The organism is Mesorhizobium sp. M1312 (genome assembly GCF_040318115.1).
Taxonomy (GTDB): Bacteria; Pseudomonadota; Alphaproteobacteria; order Rhizobiales; family Rhizobiaceae; genus Mesorhizobium.
The window spans coordinates 485,266-505,745 of sequence record NZ_JAMYLQ010000002.1 but is presented as its reverse complement, the minus strand read 5'-3'; the positions used below and the strand labels follow the sequence as shown (position 1 = coordinate 505,745).

27 protein-coding genes are annotated in these 20,480 nt (G+C 62.3%); 23 read left to right on the top strand and 4 right to left on the bottom strand.

What is annotated here, in order from left to right; genetic code table 11:
- Window positions 1–213: 213 nt before the first annotated feature.
- The 6 genes from NKH36_RS05160 (at window position 214) to NKH36_RS05135 (ending at window position 5,766) form a co-directional block, all read left to right on the top strand.
- Window positions 214–591, top strand: a complete 378-nt coding sequence (locus tag NKH36_RS05160; protein WP_352960621.1) for a hypothetical protein — start codon at window positions 214–216, stop codon at window positions 589–591.
- A complete protein-coding gene (locus tag NKH36_RS05155) occupies window positions 588–716 on the top strand; it encodes a hypothetical protein (RefSeq protein WP_352960619.1) in 129 nt (42 codons plus the stop codon). Before NKH36_RS05160 ends, NKH36_RS05155 begins: the two co-directional genes overlap by 4 nt.
- Complete coding sequence (locus NKH36_RS05150) at window positions 700–1,104, top strand: hypothetical protein (RefSeq protein WP_352960618.1); 405 nt, start codon at window positions 700–702, stop codon at window positions 1,102–1,104. Before NKH36_RS05155 ends, NKH36_RS05150 begins: the two co-directional genes overlap by 17 nt.
- A 171-nt stretch (window positions 1,105–1,275) precedes the next feature.
- Window positions 1,276–1,641, top strand: coding sequence for a VanZ family protein (locus tag NKH36_RS05145; protein WP_352960616.1), 366 nt, complete (start codon window positions 1,276–1,278; stop codon window positions 1,639–1,641).
- A gap of 161 nt (window positions 1,642–1,802) precedes the next feature.
- On the top strand, window positions 1,803–4,985 hold the full coding sequence (locus NKH36_RS05140; protein ID WP_352960614.1) for an SGNH/GDSL hydrolase family protein: 3,183 nt from the start codon (window positions 1,803–1,805) through the stop codon (window positions 4,983–4,985).
- A gap of 415 nt (window positions 4,986–5,400) precedes the next feature.
- Window positions 5,401–5,766: a hypothetical protein gene (locus tag NKH36_RS05135; protein ID WP_352960612.1), complete on the top strand. Its 366-nt coding sequence runs from the start codon at window positions 5,401–5,403 to the stop codon at window positions 5,764–5,766.
- 155 nt (window positions 5,767–5,921) lie between these two features.
- Here the strand turns inward: NKH36_RS05135 and NKH36_RS05130 are convergent, their stop codons facing one another.
- From NKH36_RS05130 to NKH36_RS05120, 3 genes are all read right to left on the bottom strand, one after another.
- Window positions 5,922–6,470, bottom strand: coding sequence for an acyltransferase (locus NKH36_RS05130; protein ID WP_352960610.1), 549 nt, complete (start codon window positions 6,468–6,470; stop codon window positions 5,922–5,924).
- A 318-nt stretch (window positions 6,471–6,788) separates the two neighbouring features.
- Entirely contained in the window at window positions 6,789–7,700 is a 912-nt protein-coding gene (locus tag NKH36_RS05125) for an O-methyltransferase (RefSeq protein WP_352960608.1), read from the bottom strand.
- A 999-nt stretch (window positions 7,701–8,699) separates the two neighbouring features.
- Complete coding sequence (locus NKH36_RS05120) at window positions 8,700–8,879, bottom strand: hypothetical protein (RefSeq protein WP_352960606.1); 180 nt, start codon at window positions 8,877–8,879, stop codon at window positions 8,700–8,702.
- A gap of 85 nt (window positions 8,880–8,964) precedes the next feature.
- On the opposite strand from NKH36_RS05120, the gene NKH36_RS05115 reads away from it, so the two are divergent.
- The 10 genes from NKH36_RS05115 (at window position 8,965) to NKH36_RS05070 (ending at window position 13,236) form a co-directional block, all read left to right on the top strand.
- A complete protein-coding gene (locus tag NKH36_RS05115) occupies window positions 8,965–9,768 on the top strand; it encodes an N-acetylmuramidase family protein (protein WP_352960604.1) in 804 nt (267 codons plus the stop codon).
- Window positions 9,765–9,983, top strand: coding sequence for a hypothetical protein (locus tag NKH36_RS05110; protein WP_352960602.1), 219 nt, complete (start codon window positions 9,765–9,767; stop codon window positions 9,981–9,983). Before NKH36_RS05115 ends, NKH36_RS05110 begins: the two co-directional genes overlap by 4 nt.
- A gap of 1 nt (window position 9,984) precedes the next feature.
- Entirely contained in the window at window positions 9,985–10,251 is a 267-nt protein-coding gene (locus NKH36_RS05105; RefSeq protein WP_352960600.1) for a hypothetical protein, read from the top strand.
- Window positions 10,236–10,448: a hypothetical protein gene (locus NKH36_RS05100; RefSeq protein ID WP_352960598.1), complete on the top strand. Its 213-nt coding sequence runs from the start codon at window positions 10,236–10,238 to the stop codon at window positions 10,446–10,448. The genes NKH36_RS05105 and NKH36_RS05100 overlap by 16 nt, the downstream gene beginning before the upstream one ends.
- On the top strand, window positions 10,427–10,771 hold the full coding sequence (locus NKH36_RS05095; RefSeq protein ID WP_352960596.1) for a hypothetical protein: 345 nt from the start codon (window positions 10,427–10,429) through the stop codon (window positions 10,769–10,771). The genes NKH36_RS05100 and NKH36_RS05095 overlap by 22 nt, the downstream gene beginning before the upstream one ends.
- 118 nt (window positions 10,772–10,889) lie before the next feature.
- A complete protein-coding gene (locus tag NKH36_RS05090) occupies window positions 10,890–11,183 on the top strand; it encodes a hypothetical protein (protein ID WP_352960594.1) in 294 nt (97 codons plus the stop codon).
- 433 nt (window positions 11,184–11,616) lie between these two features.
- On the top strand, window positions 11,617–11,949 hold the full coding sequence (locus NKH36_RS05085; protein ID WP_352960593.1) for a hypothetical protein: 333 nt from the start codon (window positions 11,617–11,619) through the stop codon (window positions 11,947–11,949).
- Window positions 11,950–12,314: 365 nt separating this feature from the next.
- Window positions 12,315–12,620 carry a DUF1236 domain-containing protein gene (locus NKH36_RS05080; protein ID WP_352960665.1) on the top strand — a complete coding sequence of 102 codons (306 nt, stop codon included), beginning with the start codon at window positions 12,315–12,317 and terminating at the stop codon, window positions 12,618–12,620.
- A 99-nt stretch (window positions 12,621–12,719) separates the two neighbouring features.
- Window positions 12,720–12,920, top strand: coding sequence for a hypothetical protein (locus NKH36_RS05075; protein ID WP_127212224.1), 201 nt, complete (start codon window positions 12,720–12,722; stop codon window positions 12,918–12,920).
- A 79-nt stretch (window positions 12,921–12,999) separates the two neighbouring features.
- Window positions 13,000–13,236, top strand: a complete 237-nt coding sequence (locus NKH36_RS05070) for a DUF2934 domain-containing protein (protein ID WP_352960590.1) — start codon at window positions 13,000–13,002, stop codon at window positions 13,234–13,236.
- Window positions 13,237–13,309: 73 nt separating this feature from the next.
- Here the strand turns inward: NKH36_RS05070 and NKH36_RS05065 are convergent, their stop codons facing one another.
- Window positions 13,310–13,639 (bottom strand): hypothetical protein, encoded by a 330-nt coding sequence (locus NKH36_RS05065; RefSeq protein ID WP_352960588.1) that lies wholly within the window; start codon window positions 13,637–13,639, stop codon window positions 13,310–13,312.
- A gap of 237 nt (window positions 13,640–13,876) precedes the next feature.
- On the opposite strand from NKH36_RS05065, the gene NKH36_RS05060 reads away from it, so the two are divergent.
- From NKH36_RS05060 to NKH36_RS05030, 7 genes are read left to right on the top strand one after another with little or no spacing between them, the layout of a single operon-like run.
- Window positions 13,877–14,602, top strand: a complete 726-nt coding sequence (locus tag NKH36_RS05060; protein WP_352960586.1) for a GntR family transcriptional regulator — start codon at window positions 13,877–13,879, stop codon at window positions 14,600–14,602.
- Window positions 14,603–14,604: 2 nt separating this feature from the next.
- Window positions 14,605–15,639, top strand: coding sequence for an ADP-ribosylglycohydrolase family protein (locus NKH36_RS05055; protein WP_352960584.1), 1,035 nt, complete (start codon window positions 14,605–14,607; stop codon window positions 15,637–15,639).
- Window positions 15,636–16,604 carry a PfkB family carbohydrate kinase gene (locus NKH36_RS05050; protein WP_352960582.1) on the top strand — a complete coding sequence of 323 codons (969 nt, stop codon included), beginning with the start codon at window positions 15,636–15,638 and terminating at the stop codon, window positions 16,602–16,604. The genes NKH36_RS05055 and NKH36_RS05050 overlap by 4 nt, the downstream gene beginning before the upstream one ends.
- Window positions 16,605–16,660: 56 nt before the next feature.
- Window positions 16,661–17,722: an ABC transporter substrate-binding protein gene (locus NKH36_RS05045; RefSeq protein WP_352960580.1), complete on the top strand. Its 1,062-nt coding sequence runs from the start codon at window positions 16,661–16,663 to the stop codon at window positions 17,720–17,722.
- Between the two features lie 28 nt (window positions 17,723–17,750).
- Window positions 17,751–18,620: an ABC transporter permease gene (locus NKH36_RS05040; protein ID WP_352960578.1), complete on the top strand. Its 870-nt coding sequence runs from the start codon at window positions 17,751–17,753 to the stop codon at window positions 18,618–18,620.
- Window positions 18,620–19,408, top strand: coding sequence for an ABC transporter permease (locus tag NKH36_RS05035; RefSeq protein WP_352960576.1), 789 nt, complete (start codon window positions 18,620–18,622; stop codon window positions 19,406–19,408). The genes NKH36_RS05040 and NKH36_RS05035 overlap by 1 nt, the downstream gene beginning before the upstream one ends.
- A complete protein-coding gene (locus NKH36_RS05030; RefSeq protein WP_352960574.1) occupies window positions 19,408–20,475 on the top strand; it encodes an ABC transporter ATP-binding protein in 1,068 nt (355 codons plus the stop codon). The genes NKH36_RS05035 and NKH36_RS05030 overlap by 1 nt, the downstream gene beginning before the upstream one ends.
- The last annotated feature ends 5 nt before the right edge of the window (window positions 20,476–20,480 follow it).

Sequence of the window (20,480 nt, the reverse complement as noted above, 5' to 3'; positions counted from 1 at the left end):
CCCTCGATCTTATCTAGGTCTTCCGGTCGGGGTGCTTATAGGTAGCGCTCGCCGTCTTCGCGGTGCTCGAAACAGAACCAGTGCGATGGCTGCCGCGGCTTGGCGAAACCCCATCCGGCATTCTTGCCGCAGTCGGGATGCTCACAGGAATGATGCTGGACGCCTGGCGCGGTGGCCTGCTCTGGTCTGGGAAGCCGAATTTCATCGCTCAAAATGGGCGCCTCCACCTGGTCGAATTTGTGGAAAGATTCCACAGCCCGTCTTGACGATCAAGGAAAATGTTCCTTATTCGTTCTCATGGCGCACGATCCGATCGACACGCTGGGCAAGGCGACCCGGCACAACATGCTCGTCAAGGCCGAGTGCAGCTGCGGCAACGTGCGCTACTGCCGTTCGGCGGACCTGATGATGGTCTACGGCGGCGGTGCCGATCCGCTGAAGCTGAACTTCGACTGCAGCCGTTGCAAGCCAACGGTGAAGATCACATTGCTTGAGGTTCATCCCGAGCACCTGCCAAAGCGCCTGATGATCCATAAGCCGATGAAGATCGGCGGCAAGATCCATTGGACCACGGAGCGGTTTCGGGGATGAGCGAGCGCCTCAAGGTGCGCCTCGCCTACCAGCGCGGCTTCCAGATCGTCGAAGGCAGCACCAACCGCCGCCGTTCGCCTGTTGACCGGCGAACGAGAACCCGTGCGCTTGGCGACAACGGCTAAGATCGCCCTCTATGGGCTGCAGACCATCGACAGCGTATTGGCGCAAGTGGGCGATCGGGTGCTGGTTAAGGACCAGCCGAATGCCGCGCAGAACGGCATCTATACGGCGAGCGAAGGCCACTGGTATCGGGCCGCCGACGCCCGCAGCGCGCACGCCTTGCAGAAGGGCACCACAGTGCGCGTGCAGCGGGGCAGGGTCTCGGCGCATTGCGTCTATGCCTTCGAAACGGCTGATCCAGTCATCGGCGCCGATGCCATTACACTCGCGTTCTACCTTTCCGACGACACGTTGGGCGACGCGATGGGCGCGGCAAGCGCCGCCGCGGCGACTGCGGCCGCGTGTCCCTTGCTCCTGAAATCGTCGCTGGGAATGGACCCAAGTCTGTAGTCGTTTCAAGGGCGATGAGAGCGACGGCCGCCTTTCTTACAACACAGGCTTGTGGTTCTGGCTTTGAAATTCCCAAACTGATGCGATCATTGGAACGGAAATCCACCTGGCCCATCCAGGCTTTTCAGATGAAGGACTGCCCCTATCTTGTTGCGCTTAGAGTCTTATCCGATGCTGGCAAGATTCGCCTTCCTGGTGACGTTGGCCGGGGTTCTCCTGCTTACTCTTCTGCCGGTGCGGTTCTTGCCGGATCTCGGCATGGCCGTCACGCTTCACGATGACAAGCTCCAACACGCTATCGCCTTCGCGGTGCTGGCGGCCCTGGGAAGCCTCGGCTGGCCGGAACACACGGCAAGGCTGGTTGTTCTCCTCGCCTTTACCGGCGCGGCGATCGAGGTTCTTCAGGGCGCGCAACTGATCGGGCGCGATCTGGATGGGTTCGACTGGGTTGCCGACTGCGCCGGCATGGCGTTCGGGCTGACAGTCGCCGGCTGGACAAAGAGGCGCGTTGGGAGGCGCGTTGGCGGATTGCCATAGGTCGCAGCGTTTTTGGGCTCCCTTTTTCTTTCGGGACCGAATAGCCCAGCCGCGCCGCCACCCTATGTGCGCCATGGGCCGCGTGTCCCGTAAGCGCACGCTGAAATCATAGAGCACTTTCAAGCCTCGCTTCGCGGGGCTTTTTTCATGGAGCAAGCCTGATGGCCCGACCTGCAACTGCCGCCGTTCGACTTCTGACCGGCGAACGCGAACCCGTGCGTCTGGCGACCACGGCCAACATCCTCCTTCATGGCCTGAAAACCATCGACGGCGTGCCATGCGAGGTTGGCGACCGCGTGCTGGTCAAGGACCAGTCCGACCCGACGCAGAACGGGATCTACACGGTGAGCGAAGGCGAATGGTTTCGCGCCGCCGATGCCCGTACCGCCCGCACCTTGCAGAAGGGAACGACGGTCCACACCCAGGTAGGGACAGTCAATGCCGACCGGGTGTTTCAGTTTACGGCCGAAGAGCCGGTCGTGGGCACCGACGCCATCGCCATTATCCCGTTTGTGCCGCCCGACGTTTCAGGTGTTGTCGATGAGGTGGAAGCGCTGCGCGATGAAACGCAGGTGCTGAAGGATGCCACTGAGGCCAGTGCCGGCCAGGCAGTTGCCAGCGCCTCCACCTCCGCCGCCAATGCCGGACAAACCGCCGCCGATGTCGTCACCACCGCGGCCAATCTGGCCAGCGCGCAGGCGGCACGCGACGCGTCCCTGTATGGCAAGGGCATCTTCCCGACGATCGCGGCGGCGATCGGCTTTGGTATCGTTGGCTACGGCGCGCTTGTGGGCGGTGCTGGCGGGACTGATGGGACGTTCGATCTCGCCATTACCGGCGGTGTTGGCTCTGGCGCTGCCGGTCGGTTCATCGTCGCTGGCGGCGTAGTCACTATGATCCTCATCACAGCGCCGGGTTCTTTTACTACCGCGCCTGCTTTTAGCTTTGGCGCGTCAGCCGGCCTCGCTGGTGCCAGCGCCCCACCGGTTCTTGCCCGGAATGTTGAGGTTGGTGAATACTTTTGGACCGAAATCGGCGCCGGTATCCTCGGAATGTACAACGTGGTGGCCGGGCCGGTTGCCATCGACACGGGCGTTCGCGCGTCAGCGGCGGAAGTCATCGCCTTGATCGGATCGCGGACAGTGGGTCCGGTTGCCATTACCGGCTCGGTCGGCGGCACGGCTATTACTAACACTTCTGTCTACTACTGGCCGGGGTCTCTGTCCGCGATAGATGAATATCTGTCGAGCGTAGAGCTCGGCTTCGGTGTGACAGGCGGGACCATTCATGTCGTCTTTGCCCACGTCGAGGACGATGGCACGCTGAGTCTCGTCTCTGAACAAACCATCCTTGTCGTTGCCGGCCCGTCCTCCGTCAACTCGGGGCTCTCGATCCTGAAACCGGCCGGCAGTGTCATGGGCCTCCAGCGCACCGGCTCCGGCACCTGGTACTACACGGCGGGGGCCATTCCGAACAGCGAAGCCGAGTGGTTCACGGCCGCGGTTCCTACGTTGAACACCGCCAAGACCATCGGCTTTACCAATGGCCCGCAATGGAAGGCAACTTTCACGGGCGAAATCGGCGTCAAGGCGCGTGCTGCCTATGCTACCGCAAACGAACTGGCCGATATTGTCGGATCAGAGCAGGTGGTTGGCTGGCCGTCACTGGTCAACACAGGCACGAATACCCCGTCGAACTACAGCGTTGTCATGCAAACGCCAGCGCCGTCCGATGGTTACATTACCGAAGTTGATGCCGGGGCAAGCGGTTCCGGCGCGGCCAACATTCACGTTATCCAGTACAACGGCGACCTGACCGTCAACGTGATCAGCACACATCAGATCACGCTGGCCAATGGTGTGACCGAAATTCCCCTAAGCATCCGGATTGCAGCGGGGCAATATCCTGCGATCAGCGGCGGCGGCTACAAATTTCAGAACAGCCTCAATCCGCAGGGCATTCCCGCATGGATCAAGGCCGGCGTGCTGTCGAACGGCACCACTGTGGCATCATCGACCCAGCACCGCTATGAGGTCGCGTTCACGATCAAAACTGGCCTCATCGCCGATGCTTCGCGGGCTTTGACCGGCGGTGCGCAAAACACCGGCATGAACCTGCTGGCGGACGCCGACCCGAATGGGGTCGTTGACGCGACCGCAATCTTTACTTCGGCCGGGGCCGCTCATCCAAATCCCTATGTGCCGCCCGGCAGCTTCGCGCTGACGGCCATGCCCAAGTCAGGCGACGGCTTTTGGGGGCCTGGAAAGCCGTTCGTCGGCGGCCGGAGGTTTTTCGTTCCGGCTCGCCCGTCGCTGTTCAATCTTTATGATGGCTTCCGGGCCAAGATGGCAGAGCATATCGCCAACAACGACGTGCTCTGCCTGATCGCCGACAGCATCGGTCATTGGGCGCTGGCCAGCAACGGCCCCGCACACTGGTTCAATCGCGTCACGCAGTTCGCAAATGTCGGTATTGCTGACGATGAACCGGGCATGACGGCGCTGCGGCCAAGCTCTACCTACACGCCCGCCTTCTATGGCGTCACGACCAGCGGAATCGTGTCAACGGGAACGCGCGGGCCGCTCGGCGAAAGCATCATCCTTGCGGATGGCGCGTCCCTGGCGTTCACGGGCGCCTATGAACAGGTCGACGTTCACTACACCCAGGACGCCGGTCAAGGCTCGCTCGCCTTCGCCTTCAACGGCGGTGCGGCGTACAAGACTGTGAACGCTGCCGGTGCTCTGGCACTCGATCAATATTCCGGCCCGTCCCTGACAGGGCAGGCGGCGAGCGGAAACTATACCCTCACGGTGGCAGGCGGACCTGTGGAGATCACTGGGCTTATCCGTCTCGGCATAAAGGCGGCCGGCTCGCGCCCGCGCCTGCGGACGCTGCGCGCCGCGCACGGAAGCTATACGTTCGCGTCCTTCAATGCGCCGCGCCTTGCTTCTGCGGTCGCACAATGCGGCTATGCTGGTGGCAAGATCGTGCCGGTCCTCGCCCTGGGCATCAACGACAGCTTTGGCACGCCGCCGGGGACGATTTCAACGAACATCACGTCGATCATCAACACGCTGGAAGCGGCCCTGGCGCCCCGCATCATTGTGATGCCGCCAACGCGCCCGTCCTCGTCTTGGGATGGCAGCTATACGGGCGGCCGAACATACGACGCAGCGCTTGGCGCGATCCGCCAAACCTACCGGTCGCGCAATGTGCTGACGATCCCGATCGACGGGTTCGATTACATCAACTCGGGGGCCTATCAAGAGGGCCTGCACTTCAACGACGCCGGCCACGACGGCAATGCGTTGCGCTTCATCGAATATGTCGCGGAAAGGGGATAAGGCCACGCCATCCGCAATTCAGTGCAAGGGTAAAGTGATCGCGACGCTCGAAAAGGGGAGGAACGGGTGATCGTCAGCAAGGAGATCCTGATCACGAAGCCAATGACCCGACTTATAGTCGAAAAATCACAGTGCCTAAGGACGATGCCTAAGGACGATGCCGAAGGACTCTTCGAAGTGTGGCTGGGAGGCGTCTAGTCCGCACTGGACGCGGTTCGCGCGCTGTGGCACGGTTGGCTTGGCGGGGGCGATCCTTCGCCGACAGCATTATAGCGATCTATGATGACTACTACGCAGATGGCAAAGTAGCCGCGAAACGCGAAATTGCTTCGCAGCAATCAGTTGGTCACATAGAAGCGATCCTCCCGGGGGAGACCTTCGAAAAGGTCCTTGATATGGGGCCGGTGAAGGGGCTGTGCTGGACAAGCTCAACAAGCGAAACCTGGCAAAGACACTCGGAGCCGTCGAGATTTCGACCTCGGGTATTGAGGCCATCAAGGCACGGAAAATCCCTGGTCTGAAGAGACTCGATGTTTTTGATGGCTCCCACATTCCGCACTCCGACAAGTCGTTCGATCTGGGGTTGGCCATCGTCGAGCACGAACGGATGTTTTTGATGGAGGCGGCGAGGGTGTGCAAGAAGCTCTACATCGAAGTGCCGCTGGAGCATACGAGAAACCTCAGTCGCCATTCGGATGTCCGGGCCGTATGGGCATATCAATTTCTACACGCCGCTGACGTTCGAAAATCTGCTCAAAACTTCCGGGCTCAAGGTCGATAGGCTGATGACGTTTGCTCACGATCTCGCTTATGAACAGCACCTGGCCGGGCGGTCCAAAGGATGGGTGAAATACAAGTTGCGGACCGAATTTCTCAAGGTCGCGCCCAAGATTGCGGTGCGGAACATGGCGTACATGGCCGGAGCGCTCTGCAGCACTAAGTACTTGATTCTGACAGGTTGCGGACCTTTTTAGCCGGAACTCCGGCAACGACCGTGAAGGGCTCTACGTCCTTCGTGACGACAGACGCTGCGCCGACGACCGCGCCCTTGCCGATCGTGACGCCTTTCAAGATTGTCACGCCAAAGCCGATCCAGACATTCTCATCGATTGTGACCGGCGCGATGCTGACACCCGACCAGTTCTTTTTGCCTTGATGCCACTCGGCGACATCGCTTGTTCGCTGCTTCCAATCCAGCGAGTGCGAGTTATGGTCAACGATCGTCGTACCCCATGAGATAACGACATCATCGCCAATAGTGATGTGTTCTGCAGCGACTAGGTGGCTCTTGCCGATGTAGCAGCGCCGTCCGATCGTGATCCGCGCTTCTGGTCGATCAAACGAGAAGTAGCAGTTGATGATCCCGTCCTCGCCGACCGAGTGATGGCCACGGCGGGCGGTGCGGACGCTCTGAATGGCCATCTTCGTGCCGGCGCCGACATTGACGCCCGCTAGGCGTTGCAGGAAGGGCGGCACAAAAGGCATGTCAGTGTCTTCCGTATCGTGTTTGTTGCTGCCTCTCGGCGATAACCTGCAAACCGTTGCAGAGCATGAGGTGCCGTGGTGGCATTCGCGTACCAAGTTCCTTTAATGCTGCCGCGCATCGTGCTCGTCGTCGGCTTCCATCATTGAGGCTGGGATGTGCCGGCCATCAATTGCTTGGACCGAAAAGCGCTTGAGGATTTGTGCGCCACCGGCATTTGCGGCAAGCACCTCCGAACTAGCTCGTCGGTCACAGCGGCGCCCCGGAGCTTAGAGCACTCAAGATGCACAAAAAAAGGCGCGCGCTACCGACCTGACCGCCTAAGCAGCTGCAGCGGCCTCTCTCCACCCGTGAGGGTTGCCTACCGCTTTGCTGACGCCGGCTATTGCGCGGAGGTCCCATTTACGCGGCGGCTTGGAGCCGTCCTTCCGGTAGATGCAAACGCCGACAATGCCGAAGTCCATCGCATCGGAAAAGTGTGGCTCTCGGACCAACTCATTCCAGCCGTCGCGCATATCCTGCGACCAAGAGATGTCATCGAACACGACAACCGCCCCATCGCTAAGTTTGGGACGGATGCGCTGCCAATAATGGATCGTTGCAATCTTTTCGTGGTGTCCGTCAATGAAGAGGAAGTCAATTGGGTCGATCGTTGGAAGGATATCGTCCAAAGCGTCATCAAAGAGTGCGTTAATCACGGTCGGGTTTTTGACTGTTAGCGGCAGCACCGATCTAGCGAGTTCGGCCAGGGCCGGGGAGCCTTCAATAGTCCTAAGCTGCCCGCAATGCGGTGATGATCCAATGTAGGAGCCGGAGATACCCGCACACGTTCCCAATTCGAGAATGTTGGCGGATCGATGCTCGCGGGCAAGAAGGTGCATGAACAGTCCCCAACGCCTCGTTTTCCCCGTCCTCGCAACCTGCTCCATGCTAAACTGCATTACCTCGCCGTGTGACGGGCGAAGATCAGCTGTAACTGTCGATCCAGCTGACCCGGGTTTTGGTGAATACAGAATATCCACCTTCTGGCTTCCGAACGAGGCTAGCCGATCCCTCTCTGCCTCGATGCGGTCTGCGATCTTTTCAGCCCTGTCGTCGGCCTTTTCAGAGACCAGATAAGTGGCAGCGGGAAGAGCAGTTTGTGGGAACCCGTTACTGGGCAAGCTTCGCAGCTTCGATTTGGCCACAATTTTTCGTGCACCGCGCACAAGTGGCCGAACGGCATTCAACATGATTCCTCCCCAGGATCGTTTTGGCGGCTGTTCAAATATCAGGACAAGTTCACAAAGACCAGTGCTTCTAATTCGCGTCCGGTTTCTGCTTTCCCGGCCACCAGATGAAGTAGATCGATCCAACCTTCCAAACCGGCACGTGCCGGTCGCGTTCGCGGGTTCTCAACTCGCGATAGGTCTTCATCTTCAGGTGCCGCCCGGCAATTTGATACGCACTGCCATCGGTTCAAACTCCCGCCGGCTGGGCAATGATGATGTGCAATGCAGCAAGTAGAGAACTTCCCCAAGGGAAGAGTCAACAGCCGATGGGCGCGTTTCCGACTGTTTCCGGAAGGATTGAGCGCAGGCGCCCGATAACGGGTTTTCAGGGCGTCAAACGCGTTGCCTGGTGTTGGTCAGAATCGTCCGGTGTACCCGGCTGGCCATCTAAAGGACGCTGGCGGTTCGACCACCAGGTGAAATACAGCGAACCCATCTTCAGAACCGGTATGCGGCGGTTGCGTTCGCGCCCCCGCAATTCCCGATACACCTTCATCTTCAAGGTGCCGCCCGGCAACTTGATACGAACGCCATCAGCCCAACCCCCATTGTGCAGCGCAGCAACTAGAGAGCTTCCGTTGCGGAAGAGTCAATGGCCGGTCATCGACTTTTTCTGGGGCTATCTTCTGGAATTTTTTCCGGAAGGGTCGGTGCGGCTCGGGATCATCGTTTTGGCGGGCGTCCGGACGGACGATCCGATATACTGCTCGGCCACCAGACGATGAAGTAATTTCCGACCTGCCAGACCGGAACTTCGCGCTTCTGTTCGCGGCGGCGCAGCTCGTCCCTCGTCTTGATCTTCAAGGTCCCGCCCGGAAGCCTGATCCTTATTGTCACGTGCCCTCCCGCACCCTGTGTCCCACAAGCTACGAACGGTTCATGGGAGCAGTTTCATCCCGGCTAAGCAATTTCGGATCGGGTGGCAAGACGGATAGAGCTGTTCTCAAATGGTCAACACCGTCACTTGAAGAAATCCGCCATGCCCTGGATGGCCAGGAACGCATAGAGGATCGGCCCGGCGACCAGCCCGCAATAGAGGCACAGGATCGCTGCCAGCGCCACAAGCAGGGGCCTGTCGCGGCCGACCGCGCATAGCTCGGCCTTCACCGTCCAGCGCGCCGTTCCTTCATCTTGCGACATGGGCCGCTGTCCTCCCCTTTGGGGCTCATTTCACACAATCGCTTGCAAACATCAACCTGCCCGCGAGGGCGGAAAGGACACGAACATGGACATGTCATTCAAGGGCGCCGCAAGGCGCCTGGACGACCTCGATCTGCCAAAACTTGGCGCCAGGATCGGCGTCGGCGAGGACGAGATCCACGCCTTTCTCGATGTCGAGACCAGCGGGCATGGCTTCGACGCCCATGGCCGGCCGATCATCCTGTTCGAGCCGCATGTCTTTTTCCGCAACCTGTCGGGGGCGAAGCGGGCGCAAGCTGTCGCGGCCGGACTTGCCTATGTCAGGTGGGGCGAAAAGCCTTATCCCCGGGACAGCTATCCGCGCCTGAAAGCCGCTATCGCGATCGACGAGACGGCGGCGCTCAGATCGGCATCGTGGGGCCTCGGCCAGGTCCTCGGCGAGAATTTCAAGGCGGCCGGCTTCCTCACCGTGCAGGCCATGGTCGAAGCCATGATGGAGGACGAGGCGCTGCAGCTGGCGGCGGCGGTCAATTTCATCGCCGCCAACCGGCTCGACGGCAAATTGCGCAAGCATGATTGGGCCGGCTTTGCCAAGGGCTACAACGGCGCGTCCTTTGGGAAAAACGCCTACGATATCAGGCTTGCCGATGCGTTCCGCAAATGGTCTGGGATCAAGGACACGCCGTGGCCGCCCGCTGCCCCAGCGCAGCCTCCAGCGCCTGTACCGATCCCGCAGACTCCGCAACTGAACGGTCCTCCGACTTCGGCCCCGGAGGCAGAGCCGGGCCAGGCTGGAGTGCGGCCCGGACTCTGGCCCGGACTCTGGGCCGCAGTCCTAGCCCCGTTGGTCGCCGCAATCCTCTCCTTATTTCGAAAGGTAAAGCCATGACGTGGTTCAATGCCAATGCCGCGCACAATCTGATCAATGTGCTGATCCTGTTGCTCACCGGCCTGGTCGGCTTCGACTGGACGCTGTTCGGCATCGACGCGGCCCTGGCGCTCAAGATCACCGGGATGCTGAGCCTGCTCAAGATCCTGATGAATGTCGTCCGCGACGGCGTCGCCGGCCTCGTCAGAAGACAGCCCGCCGTGGAGGGCAATTGAGATGTGGGTGCTTTCCATGCTGAGCGCGCTCGCCGGCAATACGACGATCATGGCGATCCTCGCCGCGCTGGTCGGCGGCATCGGCCTCTTTGTCGCCGGCGGCATCGGCCGGGCCAACAAGGATACGGCCAGGCGAGCGGCGGAAAAACTCGCCGCCGCGCAGGATCGCCTCGAGATGGACCGCGAGGCGACCGATGCCGAACGCGCGGCGCGCGACCTGCCGGACAAAGCGGCACGGCGGGAGGCGATGCGATGGGCAAAGCACTGATGATCGGTCTGCTGCTGGGGGGTCTGTTGCTCGCCGGATGCACAACGCCGGTTTCGCCGGCGCGCCAGGTCTGGTGCGACCACAACCAGGCGCGCCGTCCCTCCACCCTCGTCGTCGCCGCCATGACGCGGCCCGAGCTCGATGAGGTGAACGCCTACAACGCGAAGGGCGCCAGATGGTGCGGGTGGAAGCCATGATACAGGAATTTCTCGATGCTCTCGGCATCAAGGCGCCGGTGGTGGTCGCCGGCCTTTCCGGCGGCATTTTGCGCGCCTTGTCGCGCCACCGCTACAAGGTTCGCGAGATGGTGGCGTCGCCGATCTGCGGCGCGCTTGCGGCGGCCTACCTGACGCTTCCCGTGGTGCATTACTTCCGCGCTACCGGGGTGTCGATACCGGCGCCCGACGACGGCACCACGACGCTGGCCGCGGCGTTCCTCATCGGCGTCTCGGCGATGTGGATCTCGGACATCGTCTTCGAGGTGGTCGTGAGGCGGTTCAAGCCGGAGAAGGACGAGTGAGATCGCGCCTGTCTCGCGCCGCAGAAACAGCCTCTTGCGGGCGATGCCGCTCCGGGTGAAGGTTGCGGGAACCACGGGCGAAGGTGCGCGTTGGGCACGACCCTTGAGAGGATCTACCATGCCAGCTCGCCCAATCGTCTCGACAGCCGCAGCGATCCTGCTCGCCGCCACAAGCATGGCTTACGGCCGGCCGGATGCGCGCACCATGACATGCGAACAGACACAGCAGCTGATCCAGAGCCGGCGCGCGATCGTCCTGACCACCGGCCGCAATACCTATGATCGATATGTCCGCCAATATGGCAATGAGTGCGACTGGCCCGAAGTGCCTGTCACCTCCTATATCAGGACGCTTGACGGTCAATGTCGGGTCCATCGATGCGAGGAGCCGGTTTTCGATTTCCCGGACTGAGAGGCAGGCGACGCCTGATCCAAGGTCTCTTCGTGACACCGAGGCCGCCGATGCGCTAGAAACCGAAGAATTGCCGGCCTATCAAATATCCAACCGCAACGACCGCCAGGGGAAACAAGGCCGGCGCCAGCCGGCTGAGGACGGAACGCCTTGCCGGCTCCTTTGCGGCGCTCCTTTCGGCGTTTCCGAGGTTCTTGGTCATGGTCCAATATAGTAGCAATCGCTGATTAACGATTCCCCAACATGCTGCGCCCGCTCCGGAAACGGCGCGGTTTTTTCGCGTCTTCCACGGGGTTCGTCGCCATTGCCCCTCAAAACTGTCGTGCCGGTCGATTGAACCAGCATGGAGCCGGGCGCGTCGCAGTATACGGGAACCAATCGCTGCCCACCTGCTTTGGCAAGGAGGTGATCCTTCGCGGGAAAGGAGTTCGACATGAAACCTTTCGCATTCCTGCCGAGCGCGTTGATGATGGGCGTGCTCGGCGCATTGGCGTTAGCGGCGCCGGCTGCCGCCCAGACGGATAACCAGACACAAGACCAGGCGCCTGCCGGCCCCTGCCAGGCCCAGCCGCAGAACGGCCAGCAGCAGAAGCCGCCAGTCAACAACGGTGCCAGCGACAGCCTGACCGACGCGCTTGATCCCTGCGACGGCGTGCTGCAGCCGCCGCCGACCGGCGATCAGGGCATGGCCGCACCGCCGCCGGACCAGGGCAGGACACCGGTGCTCAAGCCCGGCGAGGTGCCGGCGCAGCCGCCGAAGCAATAGGAAGCAATAGGTTGGAGCCTTTGCTGTCCAGCCCCCTGACGCGTGCCCCGACGCCGGCAGGCTTTTTTGCCGCTGGGCGGAACATTAGCTCTCGCTAAATGTTCCTCTCGAAGCAGTCGATATCACCCCCTCCGGTATCGCTGCTGATCGGGCAAACCGATCGGCCCGCGTGCCTGCAACAGGAACGCGGGCCATTGCGGTCGGTCGCAGCAACGCACCCGGGCGGCGCCACTGCGGCGCCAATTAGCCCACGGAACAAGAAGGTTGCGCGAGCGTTTTTAAAGCAGGACCCGCCGATTCCCGACCGTGATGTGCTGTTGCCCCCCGTGGAAGGCGACGTCCGCCAACAAGAACAGGAGAAGACGATGAAGATCCACCTTGTTCCTGCCGCCGCCGGGCTGCTTCTGCTCACCGGTATCGGCGTGGCCACTGCAGACCAGGTGATTGTCACGCCAGAGCAGCAGACAGTCATCCGCGAATATGTGGACAGGCACCCGCTGGCCTCGATCAGCCTTCTGGGAGTGGAGCTCAACATCGGTTCCACTTTGCCCGACACGGTTGAACTTCACCCGATCGAGGTTCCCGACGTGCAATACAGATACGTAGTTGTCGACGATCGCACCGTGCTGGTCGATCCCGGCACGCGCAGGATCGTGCAGGTCATCGACTGACCTTCACCCGCCGCTCTCTCGGGAAGACGCGAGAGGAGCGGCGGCTCGCCGGCAGGCAGCCGGCTGTTGATCGTCTTGTCGCGGGAAGGAGCCATTTCCATGTTGCCGCATGTCGAGTCACGCAATGTGGCCGCATCCGTCGACAAGCTGCTTGCTGAACGGGGCACTGCCCTGTTGTCGATGAAGGAGTTGATTGCAGCGGTGCGTGAGCGAACCGGAACGGAGCGCTCGGACGCCGATCTGGCGGGGCTGATCACCAAAAAGGCGGCACTTCTCGGTGTCGCGGTTCTGTCCGACTAGGGCTGAAGCCGCTCAAGACGCCGACCGAAATTTCAGCTAAAAGTTGTCGCTCACGGATTTGAGCCGATGGAGGCAACAGGTGACGGACGACAGGCAGGAACGCATTCGCCGGCGGGCCCACGCAATCTGGGAGCAGACCGGCCGCCCCGACGGCGCGCATCAGCAGCACTGGGACCAAGCCTCAGCCGAAATCGACGGTGAGGAGAACCTGCCGAAAGCCAAGGCGGCTCGACCGAAGGAACCGGCGGCCGCCAAAGCCAAGCCCAAGGACAGTAAGCCAAAGACTGCTCGGCCGCGCAAAGGTTCGGCGAGCTAGAACAATAACGCTTCGGCCACGGGACGAAGCTCCGTACCGCGGCCGAAAGCGTAAGTCCCGAAATCGATCTCGGCTACTTGCCGCAATGGTTGTCGTTGACGGTCGGTGAAACCGTGCCGGGAGCCTTGTGCGTTGCATCAGGCATCGCACCCTGCGGGCCGACAGGGCAATTCTGATCGGCATTGGAATTCATGCCGTCAGGGTCCGCAATAATGCTACCGGTAATCCCGGGATCGACAGCATCCGGCTCGGCCAGGTTCGGATCGATCGGGGCCGGGTCCGTTACGACGCTTCTGTCGCTGCCGGTACCCATGTCAGCGTCTGGGTCGCTGGCATTCTGGGCCATCGCAGAGGTGGCCAGACCGGCGGCGAGTACGGACGCTGCGAGAATCTTCGTAAGCATGATTTGCCTCCATTTGTCTCCATTTTTTCGATTGTTGCCGCATCGCGACTACAGAAAAAACCGCTCGGGGGTGGTGAAGGTTCCCATAAATTCCAGCCTGCGACGAACCGTCGTGATCAGCAGGGCAATCTTGCCCGGATGCCGGGAACTCAAAAGCGTGCTCGGCACGAGCCGTTGACATGACTGCCATGGCACGATATTGAACAGGATTATACAGGTTTACTGAACAGGTATTCCATGGCGCGTCGCAGAACTCTGTCGTCTCCCGGAACGGGCAAGCCCGAACGGATCGCCACCGTCCTCGAACACGAGATCCGCTCCGGCGTGCTCGGCTTCGGCGACCGCCTGCAGAGCGAGAACGAGCTCGTCCAGCGTTTTTCCGTCAGCCGCAACACCATACGCAAGGGTCTCGAGGAGTTGTCCAGCCGCGGGCTGATCACCACCAAAGTCGGCATCGGCTCGTTCGTCACCTTCGACGGCATGCCGGTCGACGACGCCGTCGGCTGGTCGCGGGCGCTGGCCAATGCCGGCGCCAATGCCGAGACCCGCACGCTCAGGCTCGAAGTGATGCAGGATGCCAAGCTCGCTGGCAGGCTCGGCATCGAAAGCCCGTTCTTCATCGCCGTTGACCGGGTGCGCTCCAACGCCGATGACGGCCATGCCATCTCGATCGAGCGGAGCCGCTTGCCGCTGTCGCCCGAGCTGGAGGACGTGCCGCTGCGCGGACTGCGCGAGGGCTCGTTGCACCAGACGCTGCGAGAGGCGGGGCTTGTCCCCGATCACGGCGAGGAGTGGGTCGATATCGAAATGCTGAGCGCCGAGGACGCGGCCATTCTCGATTGCGCGCCCGGCTCGCCGTTCCTGCGCACGCGGCGGTTGACGCGCGCCGCCGACGGCCGCGCCATCGAATTTGTCACCAGCCTGCTCAATCCGGCGCATTTCGCGCTGCACCTGGAGTTCTGAGCATGGACACGGCCGAGGCGATCGACCGGGCGATGGGTGCGCTTATCGGCGGTGCGCTGGGCGATGCGCTCGGCATGCCGACGCAGCTGCTGTCGCCGGCCCGCATCGCCGAGCTCTACGGCCGTGTCGAGCATTTCGTCGCGCCAGTCGCCGACCATCCGGTGTCGAAAGGCTTGGCCGCCGGCACTGTTACCGACGATACTGAACAGGCGCTGCTGCTCGGCCGCATCCTGGTTGTTTCAGGCGACGGCTTCGACCACACGCGCTGGGTCAAGGCGCTGCTCGACTGGGAGCGCGAGGTCAAGGCGCGCGGCAGCTACGATCTGCTCGGACCTTCTACCAAGCGCGCCATCGACGCCATCAATGACGGCGTGCCGGCCGAGGAAGCAGGGCGCAGCGGCGACACCAATGGCGCGGCGATGCGCATCGCGCCGGTCGGCATCATGATGCCGCTGGAGCCGCTCGACGGGCTGGTCGCCAAGGTGGCGGAAACCTGCCGGGCGACGCACAACACCTCGATTGCTATCGCCTCGGCCGCAGCCGTAGCCGCCGCAGTCAGCTGCGGCGTTGTTGGCGGCGACTGGCGCGTCGCTTCGGCTTGCGCGGTTGTGGCGGCGGGGCGAGGCGCGGCGCTCGGCCACTGGACCACCGGCGGCGACATCGCCGCGCGTATCGACTGGGCGAGGGGCCTGGTTCGCGGCAAGGCTGTCGCTGACGGAATCCGGCTGATCGTCGATCTGGTCGGCACCGGCGTCGCCAGCCAAGAATCGGTTCCTGCGGCCTTCGCGGTGCTGGAAATCGCCGGCGGCGATCCCTGGCAAGCGGCCATCATCAGCGCCAATCTTGGCGGCGACACCGATACGATCGGCGCCATTGCCACCGGCATGGCCGGCGCCTGCGCCGGTTTTTCCCGATTGCCACAGGAAAACATCGCCCGGCTCAAAGGCCTCGACATTGCTCAAGTGCGCGCGCTCGCCGCCGACCTGGTCGCCGTGCGGATGGCGAAAGGCAGTTCCGGCAAGGATGCGCCGGCATGAGCGGGCGTCTCGTCCATATCGGCAGCGCGGTGGTCGACTATGTCTACCGCATCGACGCCTTGCCGGCGCTCGGCACCGAAAAGACGGCATCGAGCTTTGCCCAGGTCGCCGGCGGCGGCTTCAACATGATGGTCGCGGCCAGCCGCACCGGCATGAAGGTCGTCTTCGGCGGCCAGCTCGGCAGCGGACCCAATGGCGATTTCCTGCGTGCCGCTTTTGCCGCCGAAAGGATCGCAACGCTGACGCCGCCATCACCCGTGATGGACAGCGGCAATTGCGTCGCCATGATCAGTGGCGACGCCGAGCGCACCTTCGTGTCATGGCCTGGCGCCGAGAGTGTGCTCAGCCTCGGCATGATGGCGCCGGTCCGGGTTGCACCGGGGGATTGGGTGTTCGCCTCCGGCTATACGCTGAGCTATGTCGGGAGCCGCGACGCGCTGGCCGACTGGATCGAGGCGCTGCCGGCGGAAATTCCCTTCGTCTTCGATCCGACGCCTGTCGTCTCGGACATTCCGCGCGACATTCTCGACCGGGTGCTGGCGCGCACGAGCTGGCTGAGCTGCAACATAATGGAGGCGGCCGAGATCGCCGGCCACGGCGACGTCGAGGCCATTGCTGCCAGGCTTCTTTCCAATCACTGCCCGAGCGCCGAGGGGGTCATCATCCGCGCCGGGGCGAAAGGCTGCTTCGTGCGGCTGGCTGACGGCACCGCGCAGGCTGTGCCCGGTCTTAAGGTCGCCGCCGTCGATACCAACGGCGCCGGCGACACCCATATCGGCGCCTTCGTCAGCGCGCTGTCGCGCGGCGTGCCGCCCTTCGAAGCGGCGCGCTACGCCAATGCGGCGGCGGCGCTCTCGGTCACCCGCCATGGCGGGTCGTCGGCGCCGACCGACCAGGAGATCCAGACATTTTTCAGCCATGACGATCGATCCGCGCACGGCCGGAATCAAGAGGCCCATTTGTGAAAGCCTAAATGACGCAACAAGCCCGCCAACCGGGCAGAACAATGAGAGGAACGAACATGCGCATGCCCAAACTGACTGCTTTCCTGACGGCGACTGCCGTCGTCACCTCCGCGCTCACGCTGGCCGCCAGGGCCGCCGAAGTGCATGTGCTCAACTGGAAGGGCTACGGGGCCGACGAGCCCTGGGCCATTGCCGCCTTCGAGAAGGCGACCGGCAACAAGGTCGTCAACGACTTCTTCAATTCCGAACAGGAAATGCTGACAAAGCTCAGGACCAATCCCGGCCTCTACGACGTCGTCATGATCAACGCCGCCTTCAACGACCAAGCCATGGCGGAAAAGCTGATCCAGCCGATCGATGTCTCGAAGATCTCCAACTATGCCGACATCAGCCCGGACAAGGCAGGCTCGCCGATGCTCGCCCGCGACGGCAAGGTCTATGGCGTGCCATGGGTGTGGGGCTTGACCGCGCTCGCAATCAACGAAAAGGCCTTCGAGACGCCGCCGACCAGCGTCACCGAAATGTGGAACGAGGCCCATAAGGGCCGCGTGGTCATTCGCGACGACGCGGTCGAAGCGGTTCAGTTCGGCGCCATCGCGACCGGCCAGAACATTAACGACATCAAGGACATGGAAGCGGTCAAGGCGAAGCTGACCTCGCTGATGCCGCAGATCAAGACGTTCTGGAGCTCCGAGAACGACTGGAATCAGATGGTCGCCTCCAACCAGATCGACATCGGCACCTATTGGAGCGGCTCGGCCGACCGCGCCAAGACGCATTTCAAGCTGCCGGTCTCGCTGGTCATCCCAAGGGAAGGCGCCGTCGCTTGGCTCGACGCCTTTTCCATCCCGGTCGGTGCTAAGAATGTCGCAGGCGCCGAGGCCTTCATCAACTACATGATCGATCCCGGCTTCTACGTTGAATGGGTCACTAAGGTCGGTGCGCCGGTGTCGGCCAATACCAAGGCAGTCGCCGCGCTCCCGGAAGATGCCTTCAATCGCAAGGTGATGGGCGATCCTGATGTCGCCAAGCGCATCCAGTTCCAGGCGCCGATCACCGACGCGCAGCGCGAGGCTTATCTGGCGCTGTGGCAAGAGCTCAAGGTCAACGTGAAGTAACGGCGGGCTTTTCGGGGAGGAGGAGCATATGGCTGGACAGGTCGCGACCGGTTCGAGGAGCGGATTGCGATCGGCTTTGCCCCTGCTCCTGCCTGCCTATCTCTGGCTGACGGTGGCGATCTTCCTGCCGCTGTCGGCCATGGTGTTCTTCTCGTTTATGACCGAATTGCCCCTGGCAGGGAAGGTGTGGGCGTTCACGCTCGACAACTACGCCACCTTCTTCTCAGAGCGGCTGTATTTGACGCTGCTGCTGGCGTCGCTCAGGCTCGGGCTCGAGGTGACGCTGTGGTGCGTCGTCATCGGCTATCCCGCGGCCTATGTGCTGGCCAAGGTGCTGAAGGGGCGCAGCCGCGAGGCGATCTTCCTGCTCGTCATCCTGCCGTTCTGGTCGAACGGGCTGGTGCGCATCTTCTCCTGGGCGATGGTGCTGCGCGAAGGCGGCATTCTCGACACCGCGCTCAACGCCGTGCTGCCGTTCAAGATCAACATCGACCTGATGTATTCCTATCCGGCGGTCATCATCGGGCTGGTGCACTCCTACGTGCCCTACATGGTGCTGACCTGTTATCTCACGCTGCAGGCGATCGACGATTCGCTGATCGAGGCAGGACGTTCGCTCGGCGCCTCGCGGCTGCAAATGCTGAGACGGGTGATCATCCCGCTGTCCATGCCGGGGCTGGTCGCCGGAGCGGCGCTGATCTTCGTGCCCGTCGTCGGCTCGTTCATGGAGCCGCGTATCCTCGGCGGGCGCACCGGCACCTTCTACGGCACGGTTATCGAGGACCAGTTCGTTGCCGTCTTCAACTGGCCGCTGGGTGCAGCACTCTCCTTCATCCTGCTGGCCGTCGTGCTGGTCATCCTGGCATTGGCGTCGCCGGTACTGCGGAGGGCTGCGTGATGGCGACGACGCGTATCCTGGAATGGCTCGGCCGGCTCTACATCTGGCTGCTGCTCGCCTTCCTCTATCTCCCGATCGTCATCATGGCGCTGATGTCGTTCAACGTCTCGCCCTTCTACCAATTGCCGTTCGAATGGACGACTGAATGGTACGCGTCGCTGTGGCAGAACGACCAGTTGATCTCCGCAACCTGGAACAGCATAGAGATCGCGATCATCACCACCATCATCTGCGTCGTGCTCGGCTCGGCGGCGTCGCTAGCGCTTTTCCGCTACGAATTTCGCGGCAAGAAATTCCTGCAGGCGCTGCTGTTTCCGCCGATCGCCATTCCGTGGCTGATCACCGGCACGGCGATGCTGATCTTCTTCTTCGGCGTCGGTATCGGGCGTGGTCTGTTTGCAATCCTGCTCGGACATGTGGCGCTGGCGCTGCCCTATGTCATCGTCGTCGTCTCGGCCCGGCTGCAGACGTTTGCGCCGGAACTGGAGGAGGCGGCGCGTTCGCTCGGCGCCAACCAGTGGCAGGTGACTTCGCGCGTGACGCTGCCGTGGATCATGCCGGGCGTCATCGCCGGCGGGCTGTTCGCCTTCGCCGTGTCGTTCGACCAGTTCGTGGTGTCCTACTTCCTGTCGACGCCGGGCCAGACGACGCTGCCGGTCGAAATCTATGCGGCGATCCGCAAGGGTTTTACGCCAGAGATCAACGCCGTCTCGACGATCATCATCGTCGTCTCGATGGCGCTGATGCTGCTTACGGCACGGTTCTTCAAATTCGGCGGAGAGAAATAATGGCCGGCGTGCAGGTATCGAGTTTGTCGCGCAGCTTCGGCGCGCATAAGGCGCTGGACGACGTCTCCATCGATTTCGCCGACGGCGGTTTCTATGCACTGCTCGGGCCATCGGGCAGCGGCAAGACCACGTTGCTGCGGCAGATCGCGGGCTTCGATTTTCCCGACTCCGGCCGCATCGCGATCGGCGGCGAGAGCGTCGAGCGGGTGCCGGTCGAGAAGCGGCGCATCGGCATGGTGTTCCAGAACTATGCGCTGTTTCCCAATATGAGCGTGGCCGACAATGTCGCCTTCGGCCTTTCGGTGCGTGGCGAACCCAAGGCAACGATCGCAAGCGAGGTGCAGCGTGCGCTCGACCTGGTGCAACTCGGCAAGCTCGGTGGCCGCCGACCGCATCAGCTGTCCGGCGGCCAGCGCCAGCGCGTCGCGCTGGCGCGCGCCATAGTCACCAAGCCGCGCGTGCTTTTGCTCGACGAGCCGCTGGGCGCGCTCGACAAAGCGCTGCGCGTCGACATGCAGATCGAGCTGAAACGCATCCAGCGCGAGATCGGTATCACCACCATCTTTGTTACCCACGACCAGGAAGAGGCGCTGACGATGAGCGATCGCATCGGCATCCTGCGCGACGGCCGGCTGGTGCAGGAAGGACCGCCGGAGGACATCTACGACAGCCCGAAGAGCGAATTCGCCGCCACCTTCCTCGGTGACGCCAACATCTTGCGCGGCGAGACCACCGGCACCGGCATCCGCTTGCCCGACGGGACGGCGATCGCCGCCGGGGCTGGCGCGACGCTTGCCGCTGGCGCCAAAGCGAGCTGCGCGGTGCGGCCCGAACGCATCCGCATCGCCGCCGATTCCGGAGGCGCGGACCAGGCCAATGGCAATGTGCTCCGTGGCCAAGTCTCCAAGCGTATCTTCGCCGGCAACAACAGCACCTATTTCGTCGAACGCGACGGGCAAACGCTCAAGGTCATCGTGCAGAACACAGGCATTGAAAGGTTGGCGGAAGGACAAGAGGTGGTGCTGCGCTGGTCGCCGGAGAGTACGGTGCTGATCGCCGCGAACTGATCTTG